Source organism: Streptococcus infantis, assembly GCF_047463615.1.
Lineage (GTDB): Bacteria > Bacillota > Bacilli > Lactobacillales > Streptococcaceae > Streptococcus > Streptococcus infantis_X.
In genome coordinates, this window is the sequence record NZ_JASHDO010000011.1 from 44,857 (window position 1) to 56,931 (window position 12,075).

Annotated in this window: 11 protein-coding genes and 1 tRNA gene; all 12 read left to right on the top strand. The window is 35.2% G+C overall.

Annotated features, from left to right (window positions below; translation table 11 throughout):
- Window positions 1-25 precede the first annotated feature (25 nt).
- The 12 genes from QM874_RS08940 to QM874_RS08995 all read left to right on the top strand — a co-directional run bounded on the left by QM874_RS08940 (window position 26) and on the right by QM874_RS08995 (window position 11,842).
- Window positions 26-220: a DUF951 domain-containing protein gene (locus tag QM874_RS08940; RefSeq protein ID WP_000285188.1), complete on the top strand. Its 195-nt coding sequence runs from the start codon at window positions 26-28 to the stop codon at window positions 218-220.
- A gap of 85 nt (window positions 221-305) precedes the next feature.
- Window positions 306-1,421 carry a redox-regulated ATPase YchF gene (gene ychF / locus QM874_RS08945; protein ID WP_414317015.1) on the top strand — a complete coding sequence of 372 codons (1,116 nt, stop codon included), beginning with the start codon at window positions 306-308 and terminating at the stop codon, window positions 1,419-1,421.
- Window positions 1,422-1,493: 72 nt separating this feature from the next.
- Window positions 1,494-2,063, top strand: coding sequence for an aminoacyl-tRNA hydrolase (gene pth, locus QM874_RS08950; RefSeq protein WP_000163915.1), 570 nt, complete (start codon window positions 1,494-1,496; stop codon window positions 2,061-2,063).
- A complete protein-coding gene (gene mfd / locus QM874_RS08955; protein WP_414317016.1) occupies window positions 2,056-5,559 on the top strand; it encodes a transcription-repair coupling factor in 3,504 nt (1,167 codons plus the stop codon). Before pth ends, mfd begins: the two co-directional genes overlap by 8 nt.
- Window positions 5,560-5,622: 63 nt before the next feature.
- Window positions 5,623-5,889: an RNA-binding S4 domain-containing protein gene (locus QM874_RS08960; RefSeq protein WP_001234970.1), complete on the top strand. Its 267-nt coding sequence runs from the start codon at window positions 5,623-5,625 to the stop codon at window positions 5,887-5,889.
- The gene (locus QM874_RS08965) at window positions 5,882-6,250 is read left to right on the top strand and encodes a septum formation initiator family protein (protein ID WP_414317017.1); all 369 of its coding nucleotides are present in this window, start codon (window positions 5,882-5,884) and stop codon (window positions 6,248-6,250) included. The genes QM874_RS08960 and QM874_RS08965 overlap by 8 nt, the downstream gene beginning before the upstream one ends.
- A gap of 6 nt (window positions 6,251-6,256) precedes the next feature.
- Window positions 6,257-6,379, top strand: coding sequence for an SP_0009 family protein (locus QM874_RS08970; RefSeq protein ID WP_257374787.1), 123 nt, complete (start codon window positions 6,257-6,259; stop codon window positions 6,377-6,379).
- Window positions 6,372-7,640, top strand: a complete 1,269-nt coding sequence (locus tag QM874_RS08975; RefSeq protein ID WP_414317018.1) for a serine hydrolase — start codon at window positions 6,372-6,374, stop codon at window positions 7,638-7,640. The genes QM874_RS08970 and QM874_RS08975 overlap by 8 nt, the downstream gene beginning before the upstream one ends.
- Window positions 7,637-8,914 (top strand): tRNA lysidine(34) synthetase TilS, encoded by a 1,278-nt coding sequence (gene tilS, locus QM874_RS08980; RefSeq protein WP_414317019.1) that lies wholly within the window; start codon window positions 7,637-7,639, stop codon window positions 8,912-8,914. The genes QM874_RS08975 and tilS overlap by 4 nt, the downstream gene beginning before the upstream one ends.
- A 4-nt stretch (window positions 8,915-8,918) precedes the next feature.
- On the top strand, window positions 8,919-9,461 hold the full coding sequence (gene hpt / locus QM874_RS08985; RefSeq protein WP_414271375.1) for a hypoxanthine phosphoribosyltransferase: 543 nt from the start codon (window positions 8,919-8,921) through the stop codon (window positions 9,459-9,461).
- Window positions 9,462-9,477: 16 nt separating this feature from the next.
- Complete coding sequence (ftsH, locus tag QM874_RS08990) at window positions 9,478-11,436, top strand: ATP-dependent zinc metalloprotease FtsH (protein WP_414317020.1); 1,959 nt, start codon at window positions 9,478-9,480, stop codon at window positions 11,434-11,436.
- A gap of 334 nt (window positions 11,437-11,770) precedes the next feature.
- A tRNA-Glu gene (locus QM874_RS08995) sits at window positions 11,771-11,842 on the top strand.
- Window positions 11,843-12,075: the final 233 nt, after the last annotated feature.

Here is a 12,075-nt window from a genome sequence, read left to right on the forward strand (position 1 = left end):
TCAAAAATAGAAAAGGAGATTAACTATGTATCAAGTTGGAAATTTTGTTGAAATGAAAAAACCACACGCTTGTACAATCAAATCAACAGGTAAAAAAGCCAATCGCTGGGAAATTACCCGTGTTGGTGCAGATATCAAAATAAAATGTAGCAATTGTGATCATGTGGTCATGATGAGTCGCTATGATTTTGAAAGAAAAATGAACAAAATCATCGACTAGGAACCCCATAGTAAGAGGGTTAGCAAGTTTTCCCTTTTTGTGTTATAATATTGAAGATTGAAATGTGAACGGAGAATGAGAAACTATGGCTTTAACAGCAGGTATTGTAGGTTTACCAAACGTTGGTAAATCAACCCTATTTAATGCAATTACAAAAGCAGGAGCAGAGGCTGCAAACTATCCTTTTGCGACCATTGATCCAAACGTTGGAATGGTAGAAGTTCCAGATGAACGCCTCCAAAAATTGACGGAAATGATTACTCCTAAAAAGACAGTTCCAACAACCTTTGAATTTACAGATATTGCAGGGATTGTAAAAGGAGCATCAAGAGGAGAAGGTCTTGGGAATAAATTTTTGGCCAACATCCGTGAAGTTGATGCGATTGTTCATGTGGTTCGTGCCTTTGATGATGAAAATGTCATGCGTGAGCAAGGTCGTGAAGATGCCTTTGTGGATCCGCTAGCAGATATTGATACCATTAACCTAGAGTTGATTCTTGCTGATTTAGAATCAGTCAATAAACGCTATGCGCGTGTAGAAAAAATGGCGCGTACGCAAAAAGATAAGGAATCAGTTGCAGAATTTAACGTTCTTCAAAAGATTAAACCTGTTCTTGAAGATGGAAAATCAGCTCGTACCATTGAATTTACAGATGAAGATCAAAAAGTTGTTAAAGGACTCTTTCTCTTGACAACGAAACCAGTTCTTTATGTAGCTAACGTTGATGAGGATGTGGTTGGAGACCCAGAATCTATCGATTATGTGAAGCAAATTCGTGAATTCGCAGCAACAGAAAATGCAGAGGTAGTGGTTATTTCTGCACGTGCTGAAGAAGAAATTTCTGAGTTAGACGATGAAGATAAAAAAGAGTTTCTTGAAGCCATTGGATTGACAGAATCAGGTGTAGATAAGTTGACTCGAGCTGCTTATCATCTACTAGGACTTGGAACTTACTTCACAGCTGGTGAAAAAGAGGTTCGTGCATGGACCTTTAAACGTGGCATGAAAGCTCCTCAAGCAGCTGGTATCATCCACTCTGACTTTGAAAAAGGATTTATTCGTGCAGTGACCATGTCTTATGACGATTTGGTAAAATATGGCTCTGAAAAGGCTGTAAAAGAAGCTGGACGTTTGCGTGAAGAAGGAAAAGAATATGTCGTGCAAGATGGCGATATTATGGAATTCCGCTTTAACGTTTAATCAATATTTAAAATAATGTCAATTAGGTTGGAAAAAAATTCCAACCCTTTTGACTTTTGAAAGGAAATTAAAATGACAAAATTGCTTGTAGGATTGGGAAATCCAGGAGATAAATATTTTGAAACCAAACACAACGTTGGTTTTATGCTGATTGATCAACTAGCAAAAAAACAGAATGTATCCTTTACACACGATAAAATATTCCAAGCTGAATTAGCTTCATTTTTCCTTAATGGTGAAAAAATTTATCTAGTGAAACCAACAACTTTTATGAATGAAAGTGGGAAAGCAGTTCATGCTTTATTAACCTATTATGGTTTAGATATTGAAGATTTACTGATTATTTACGATGATCTTGACATGGAAGTAGGAAAAATTCGACTTCGCGCTAAAGGATCAGCTGGCGGTCATAATGGTATCAAGTCAATTATCCAACATATTGGTACACAGGTTTTCAATCGTGTAAAGATTGGTATAGGTAGACCTAAAAAAGGAATGTCTGTTGTTCACCATGTTTTGAGTAAGTTTGATCAAGAAGATTATATTGGTATTTTACAATCTATTGACAAGGTTGACGATGCTGTAAATTATTATTTACAAGAAAAAAACTTTGAAAAGACGATGCAGAAATATAATGGGTAAGGAAATGGCATTAATCGATTTCTTTTTAGAGAATAAACAAATCCTATCTTGGCATGAGAACCTACCACAGAAACAAAGACAATTATTGCTAGGTCTTTCTGGATCAGCAAAATCTTTAGCTATTGCTAGTAGTCTGAAGAGTCAGGATAAGGTTTTAGTGATGACTTCTACATATGGAGAGGCTGAGCGTCTGGTCAATGATCTAATCTCTATACTAGGTTCGGATCTGGTTTATCCATTTCTAGTAGATGATTCACCAATGGTCGAATTTTTGGTATCATCTCAGGAAAAGATTTTTTCTCGGGTTGAAGCTCTGCGGTTTCTACGAGATAAGTCTCAAAGAGGGATTTTAGTTTGTAACGTCGCAGCTAGTCGGGTATTCTTACCAAATCCTCAAGTTTTTGATAATAGTATCTTAGAACTTCAAGTGGGCCAGGAATGCGAACAAAGAGAATTAAAAAATCACTTAATTTCTCTTGGTTATAAGAAAGTTACACAAGTTCAAAGTCAGGGAGAATTTAGCCTTCGTGGAGATATCCTGGATATATTTGAAACTTCTCAACTATCTCCTTACCGAATAGAATTTTTTGGTGATGAAATAGATGGAATTAGAGAATTTGATGCAGAGACACAATTATCAAAGGAAGATCGCCCTGAAATTTCTATATATCCCGCTAGTGATATTTTACTAACTGCTGAAGATTATCATCGTGGTCAGGAATTTTTAGAAAAAGAGATTGACAAGACATTGTCACCAACTGTAAAGTCTTACCTAGAAGAAGTTTTTAGTTGCACGAAAGAGCAAGTTTTTCATGCAGATATTCGAAAGTTTTTATCTGTTTTGTATAAAAAACAGTGGACCTTGATTGACTACTTGAACCAAGCGCCTATTATCTTTGATGATTTTCAAAAAATCATGAATCAGTATGATGTTTTTGATAAGGAAACAGCTAGCTACTTTACAGAAGATTTACATAATAGTAAAGCTGTATCAAGTTTACAATACTTTGCTGATGTAGAAATTCAATTTAAAAAATATTTACCAGCTAGCTTCTTTTCTAATTTTCAAAAGGGACTTGGAAATCTAAAATTTGATCATCTTTATCAATTTAATCAATATCCAATGCAAGAGTTCTTCAATCAGTTTTCTTTTCTGAAAGAAGAAGTTGAGCGTTATAAAAAATTAAAGTATACGATTGTTCTTCAGTCAAGTAGCGAGAATGAACTAAAAAAATTGTCAACGATTCTTGATGAATATAACATTAAAATTGACAATAGTAATCAAAGTGAAATCTGTAAAGGAACTGTAAATCTTGTTGAAGGAAATCTTCGTCATGGCTTTCATTTTGTAGATGAAAATCTTGTATTTATCACTGAATATGAAATTTTCAAGAAGAAGATTAAACGTAAATATAGAATACAAAATATCAGTAATGCTGAGCGTCTGAAAGATTATAATGAGCTCCAAAAAGGAGACTATGTTGTTCACCAAATTCATGGTATTGGCCAATATTTAGGAATCGAAACGATTGAACTCAAAGGGATTCACCGAGATTATGTAAGTATCCAATATCAAAATGGAGATCGAATTTCTATACCAGTAGAGCAGATACAGACTCTTTCTAAGTATGTTTCAAGTGATGGTAAGGCTCCAAAGTTAAACAAATTAAACGATGGACGTTTTAAAAAAGCTAAACAAAAAGTCAAAAATCAAGTTGAAGATATTGCAGATGACTTAATTAAGTTATATGCAGAGAGAAGTCAACTTGAAGGTTTTGCATTTTCAAAAGATGATGAAGATCAAGTTGCTTTTGATGCGGCTTTCCATTATGTTGAAACCGAGGATCAACTTCGAAGCATAGATGAAATTAAAAAGGATATGCAGGCTTCTCAACCAATGGATCGACTTTTAGTTGGAGATGTTGGTTTTGGTAAGACAGAAGTAGCAATGCGAGCTGCTTTTAAGGCTGTCAACGATCATAAACAGGTTGTTGTTTTAGTACCTACTACAGTTTTGGCGCAGCAACATTACAGTAATTTCAAGGAAAGATTTGAACAGTTTGCTGTAAATGTAGATGTTTTGAGTCGCTTTAGAAGTAAAAAAGAACAGACTGAAACACTTGAAAAATTGAAAAAAGGTCAAGTAGATATCCTCATAGGAACTCATCGAGTTTTATCTAAAGATGTGCACTTTGCAGATTTAGGATTGATCATCATCGATGAAGAACAACGTTTTGGTGTCAAGCATAAGGAAGCTTTGAAGGAATTAAAAAAGAAAGTTGATGTCTTAACCTTGACAGCTACACCAATTCCTCGAACTCTTCATATGTCTATGCTAGGTATCCGAGATTTATCAGTCATCGAAACTCCTCCAACCAATCGATATCCTGTACAAACCTATGTCCTTGAACAGAATGATCGTGTCATTCGAGATGCTGTATTGAGAGAAATGGATCGTGGTGGTCAAGTTTACTATCTTTACAACAAAGTTGACACGATTGAAAAGAAGGTTTCAGAGTTACAAGAACTTATTCCAGAAGCTTCTATTGGATTTGTCCATGGTCAAATGAGTGAAATTCGCTTAGAAAATACACTTCTTGATTTCATTGAAGGACAATATGATATTTTAGTAACCACGACAATCATTGAAACAGGTGTAGACATTCCAAATGCAAATACCTTGTTTATAGAAAATGCAGACCACATGGGATTGTCAACTTTGTATCAACTTAGAGGTCGAGTTGGTCGAAGTAATCGAATTGCCTATGCCTATCTTATGTATCGACCTGACAAATCTTTGACAGAAGTTTCAGAAAAGAGATTAGAAGCTATCAAGGGATTTACCGAATTGGGTTCTGGTTTCAAAATCGCTATGCGCGATTTATCCATTCGTGGAGCGGGTAATCTTTTAGGTAGTTCGCAGTCAGGTTTTATTGATTCTGTTGGTTTTGAGTTGTATTCTCAGTTGCTGGAAGAAGCGATAGCTAAGAAAAACGGAACTGATAAAAAACGTGAAAAAGGAAATGCTGAATTACTTCTGCAAATTGATGCCTATCTCCCAGATGAATATATTTCTGATGAACGGCATAAAATTGAAATTTACAAGAGAATTCGTCAGATTGACAATCGTGTCAACTATGAAGAATTACAAGATGAGTTGATCGATCGTTTTGGAGAATATCCAGATGTTGTTGCTTACCTTTTAGAAATTGGATTAGCTAAAGCATATCTCGATAAAGTATTTGTTAATCGTGTTGAAAGAAAAAATAATAAACTTATCGTTCAATTTGAAAAAATTTCGCAACAATTATTTTTAACACAAGATTATTTCCAGGCTCTTTCTCAGACAAGTTTGAAGGCTAATATTTCAGAAAATCAAGGTTTGATAGAAGTTGTATTTGATATTCGAAATAAAAAAGATTATGAGATTTTAGAAGGATTGTTGACTTTTGCTGAATCCCTAGTGGCCATAAAAAATGCAAAAGAGTCAAATTAGGTATGACATTTTTCTTCTATAAAAGGGAGAAAAATGGTACAATAATAGTTTGAGGTAATAAAGATGAGATTAGATAAATATTTAAAAGTATCAAGAATTATTAAGCGCCGTACAGTGGCTAAAGAAGTTGCAGATAAGGGACGTATCAAGGTAAATGGTATTCTTGCTAAGAGCTCTACAGATTTAAAAATCAACGACCAAGTCGAAATTCGTTTCGGAAATAAGTTGTTGCTTGTAAAAGTGTTAGAAATGAAAGATAGCACTAAAAAAGAAGATGCCGCAGGTATGTATGAAATTATCAGCGAAACAAGGGTAGAAAACGATGTATAAAAAAATAGTCCAAATGAATAATTCTTTTATTCAAAATGAACATCAGCGTCGTAAATACTTGATGGAAGAACGACAAAGACGAAATCGTTTTATGGGTTGGGTGTTGATTTTGATTATATTGTTGTTTATCCTACCAAGCTATAATTTGACTCAAAGTTATCAGCAACTACTCGAACGTCGCCAACAGTTATCTGACTTGAAAAAGCAGTATCAAGAATTGAGCGATGAAAAAGATAAAGAATCAAATCTTGCAACAAAACTAAAGGACGAAACTTACGCAGCTAAATATTTGCGTGCTAAATATTATTATTCAAAATCATGGGAGGAAGTATACACCATCCCGGACTTGCTTCCTAGGTAATAGAATATGGAAAATTTATTAGATATTGTTGAACAATTTTTAAGTTTATCAGATGAAAAATTAGAAGAGTTATCTCAGAAGAATCATCTGCTACGACTTCAGGAAGAAGAGGAAAAAAAGAATGCGTAAATTTTTAGTGATATTACTACTTCCTATTTTCTTTAAAAGTATCCAAGTAGTAAGCACTGAGAATCCAGTTATCATTCCAAATCAAGAAATTTATTCCTTAACTCATGCTACATATCATTTTTATTATCAAGATATAATTGAATCCCCTAAGTTTTATGGTGAAACGTCCATTTATGCTTCAGATGATTTGATAAAAGAGTCAGGGAAAGTTACAGCAGAAACAACATTAACTATTCTAGAATGGCGGTTAAATGGACAAGGTCAACCTGTCTTTAAATTATCTAATAATCAGTTTGTTGCTGCAGACAAAAGACTTCTATATGATGCATCAAAAATAAATTCTCTATCCCAAAAAGTATGGTTAGAACCTGGATTTTTCATTTACAATAGTCCCTATGATCAAATAGAAAAAACAACTACTTTAGCTCCTTATCAAGAGGTTGAAGTGGATATGTCAGTGTTTGCTGAGGGACGGGAATTTTTACATATTAAACAAATTGGTTGGGTTTCGACGGATTACATTTCCAATGATGACAATCGTATCCAGAAAGTACAAGAGTTGTTATCTGCGAATTATCGAAATGAACAGTTTTCTATTTATGTGAAACAATTGAGCACGGGTAAGGAAGCTGGGATTAATGAAGATCAAAAAATGTACGCTGCTAGTGTTATGAAATTGCCTTATCTTTATTATGTTCAAGAAAAAATCAATCAAGGTGATTACCAACTTGACACGAAACTGAAGTATGTTTCCGAAGTGAATGATTTCCCTGGTTCTTATAAGCCTGAAGGTAGTGGAAGTCTTCCTAAAACAGCAGACAACAAAGAATACCCCTTCAGAGATTTGATATCAAAAACAGCGAAAGAATCTGATAATGTAGCTCACAACATTCTTGGATATTATGTTACCAACAAGTCAGATGAGACCTTTAAAAAGGAGATGGCTAGAATTTCAGGTGAAGAGTGGAACGTAACAGATAAGTTAGCATCAGCTAAAATGGCTGGTCAAGTTATGGAGGCTATTTATAATCAGAATGCTTTTGTTTTAGAATCTCTATCACAAACGTCCTTTGACAATCAGAGGATTGCGAAAGATATTTCTGCTAAGGTAGCCCATAAAATTGGGGATGCAGACGAATACAAGCATGACACTGCTATTGTTTATTCAGAGTCTCCTTTCATCATTTCAATTTTTACCAAAAATTCAGATTATGATACCATTTCTAAAATTGCCAAGGATGTCTATGAGGTCCTGAAATGACAGACCAAAATTTTTTAAATCATTTTCTAGAAAAAGGTTATTTTAAAGATCATTCAAAAGTTGTAATAGCCTTATCTGGTGGACTTGATTCGATGTTTCTCTTTCATCTTCTATCAACTTATAAAAAGGAACTTGGTATTGAGATTTTTTTAGTCCATGTCAATCATAAACAACGACCAGAGTCAGACAATGAAGAACATGAATTAAGAAAACTAGCTGAACAAGTTGGAGTTCCGATTTATGTAGCTAACTTCTCTGGAGCTTTTACAGAAGCGAGCGCTCGTCAATTTCGCTATGAATTTTTTAGAGATGTGATGAGAGAAACATCCTCTACTGCTCTTATAACGGCTCATCATGCAGATGATCAGGTTGAAACGATTTTTATGAGATTGATCAGGGGCACTAGGTTGCATCATCTATCGGCTATTAAAGAGAAGCAAAAATTTGATAGGGGAGAATTAATTCGTCCCTTACTCTCTTTCTATAAGAAGGAATTTCCTGAAATTGAACATTTTGAGGATGACACAAATCAGGAAAATCACTATTTTCGCAACCGTGTTCGCAATCTCTATTTACCGCAGATTGAAACAGAGAATCTTCAAGTTAGAAAAGCTTTGCTAGAATTTGGAAAAGAAGTATCTGACTATCAGACAGCTATCGGTGAATTAACTCAAACAGTAGATATTGAAGATTTAACTCAGTTTTTATCTTTTTCAGAAGAAACACAACGAGTTTTATTGCAACACTATCTTGGTCGATTCGCAAACTTAAATGTAACAAGAGAACAATTTCAACAGATCCATCATATATTGAAAACCAAGAGTCAATATCGCCATAGTTTAAAAAATGGTTATGAGCTTGTAAAGGAATACGATCACTTTCAGATTTGTAAAATCAGACCAAAGTCTGATGAAAAAAACAATGAGTGTGTGTTAGACTATCTAAACCAAGTTCACTATGAAGGATATCTATTTTCATTTGGACTTCCTATAGAAGGAGATAGAGTTCAAAAAATATATGTTTCACGGGAAACATCCTTAATTTTACGGCACCGTCATTCAGGTGACTATCTGATAAAAAATGGACATCGAAAAAAACTAAGACGACTTTTTATTGATTTAAAAATCCCTAAAGAAAAACGGGAAAAAGTGATAATCATTGAGCAATCAGGTCAAATTTGTTCAGTTTTAGGAATTGAAACTAGTGATTTGAGTAAAAAAATGAAAAATGATATAATGAACACTGTACTTTATATAGAAAAAATAGATAGGTAAAATCATGTTAGAAAAAGATATCAAGAAAATTTTGATTTCACAAGATGAAATTACAGAAGCAGCTAAAAAATTGGGTGCTCAGTTGACAAAGGATTACGAAGGCAAGAATCCAATTTTGGTTGGGATTTTAAAAGGTTCTATTCCTTTTATGGCTGAATTAATCAAATATATTGATACACATCTTGAAATGGACTTTATGATGGTCTCTAGTTATCATGGTGGGACTGTAAGTAGTGGTGTCATTAATATCAAACAAGACGTAACTCAAGATATTAAAGGTCGACATGTTGTCTTTGTAGAAGATATTATCGATACTGGTCAAACTTTGAAGAGCTTGAGAGACATGTTTACTGCAAGAGAAGCAGCCTCTGTTAAGATTGTTACCATGTTGGATAAACCAGAGGGACGCACTGTCGAAATTGAAGCAGATTATACATGCTTTACAATTCCAAATGAGTTTGTTGTAGGCTATGGTTTAGACTATAATGAAAATTATCGTAACCTTCCTTATGTAGGCGTATTGAAAGAGGAAGTTTACTCAAAATAGAAGGGTAAGTTGTTGAATGCAAAAACAAAATAATGGTTTCATAAAAAATCCATTTCTTTATTTGTTGATGATTTTCTTGCTGGTGACAGGATTTCAGTACTTTTTTGCTGGAAGAGCCGCTGGTCATAGTCAACAAATAAAGTACTCAGAATTGGTGCAGGAAATTACCAATGATAACGTAAAAGAAATGACCTATCAGCCAAACGGTAGTGTTATTGAGGTATCAGGTGAATACAAAACTGCAAAAACAGAAAAGAAGGAAACTGGGATTCAATTTTTCACTCCTTCTGCTACAAAGGTAGAAAAATTTACTAGTATTATCCTACCATCAGATACCACTGTTGCTGATTTACAAAAGTTAGCAGGTGAACATCAAACACAAATTGAAGTGAAACATGAGAGTTCAAGTGGTATGTGGATTAACATCCTAGTGTCTATCGTACCATTTGGTATCTTATTCTTCTTCCTATTCTCAATGATGGGCAATATGGGAGGAAATAATGGACGAAATCCAATGAGCTTTGGTCGAAGTAAAGCTAAAGCTGCTAACAAAGAAGACATCAAAGTTCGCTTCTCAGATGTTGCAGGCGCAGAGGAAGAAAAACAAGAACTTGTTGAAGTTGTTGAATTTTTAAAAGATCCAAAACGCTTTACAAAATTAGGTGCTCGTATCCCAGCTGGTGTTCTCTTAGAGGGTCCTCCAGGAACTGGTAAAACATTACTTGCTAAAGCAGTTGCAGGAGAAGCTGGCGTACCATTCTTTAGTATTTCAGGTTCTGACTTTGTAGAAATGTTCGTCGGTGTCGGTGCAAGTCGTGTCCGTTCTCTATTTGAGGACGCTAAAAAAGCAGCACCAGCTATTATCTTTATTGATGAAATCGACGCTGTTGGTCGCCAACGTGGTGTCGGTTTAGGTGGAGGTAATGACGAACGTGAACAAACCCTAAACCAACTCTTGATTGAAATGGATGGTTTTGAAGGAAATGAAGGAATCATTGTTATTGCGGCAACCAACCGTTCAGATGTTCTAGATCCGGCCCTTCTTCGTCCAGGTCGTTTTGATAGAAAAGTATTGGTTGGTCGTCCAGATGTTAAGGGACGCGAAGCAATTCTGAAAGTCCACGCTAGAAATAAACCTTTAGCAGAAGATGTAGATTTGAAATTGGTGGCACAACAAACACCAGGTTTTGTTGGAGCTGATTTAGAAAATGTATTGAACGAAGCAGCTTTGGTTGCTGCCCGTCGTAACAAATCAGTCATTGATGCTTCAGATATTGATGAAGCTGAAGATCGTGTTATCGCTGGACCTTCTAAGAAGGATAAAACTGTTTCTCAAAAAGAACGTGAGATGGTTGCTTATCATGAGGCAGGACATACAATTGTTGGTCTCGTCTTGTCAAATGCACGTGTCGTTCATAAGGTAACAATCGTTCCTCGTGGTCGTGCAGGTGGTTATATGATTGCTCTTCCAAAAGAAGATCAAATGCTACTATCTAAAGAAGATATGAAAGAACAATTAGCTGGTTTGATGGGGGGACGTGTTGCTGAAGAAATCATCTTCAATGTCCAAACGACAGGCGCATCCAACGACTTTGAACAAGCTACACAGATGGCGCGTGCTATGGTTACTGAGTATGGTATGAGTGAAAAACTTGGTCCAGTTCAGTACGAAGGTAATCATGCAATGTTTGGTGCTCAAACTCCACAAAAATCTATTTCAGAGCGTACAGCTTATGAAATTGACGAAGAAGTTCGTGCATTGTTAAATGAAGCACGTAATAAAGCGGCTGAGATTATTCAATCAAATCGTGAAACTCATAAGTTAATTGCAGAAGCATTATTGAAATACGAAACATTAGATAGTACACAAATTAAATCTCTTTACGAAACAGGTAAGATGCCTGAAGCAACAGAAGAAGAATCACATGCACTATCTTATGATGAAGTAAAATCTAAAATGACTGAAGAAAAGTAAACATAATGAACGCTAACAGAGAAAACTGATGTTTTCTCTGTTCAGATTGAAGACAAAGTCCTTAGAACTCAAGTTTCTAAGGGCTTTTCTTTGTGTAAAGTCGTATAATCGTATAATAGAGGTAAGAAGAGTTGTGAGGTAATCCCTATGTTTCACAAAGAAAAACCTGATTATAATCGTAAGCAATAGTTCTCAGTAGAACGCTTCAAAGGTCGCAAGTCTCTTCTCAGGGAGTTAGAGATAGTCTTCAAAGGTTGGTGAAAAAAAGTTTCAAAAAGGTGTTGACAAGTAAGAAAAAGTCGGTATAATAGTAAGAGTTGAAAATAACAACTCCGGTCCGTTGGTCAAGGGGTTAAGACACCGCCTTTTCACGGCGGTAACACGGGTTCGAATCCCGTACGGACTATGGTGTATTGCAGTTGAAACACTGGATGAAAAAAGTTAAAAAAAGTTTCAAAAAAGTGTTGACAAGCGAAAGCGGCTGTGATATACTAATATAGTTGTCACTTGAAAGAGATTGAGTGACAAAGACCTTTGAAAACTGAACAAGACGAACCAATGTGCAGGGCACTACAACTGAGGTTGTAGTACTGAACAATGAAAAAACAATAAATCTGTCAGTGACAGAAATGAGTGAGA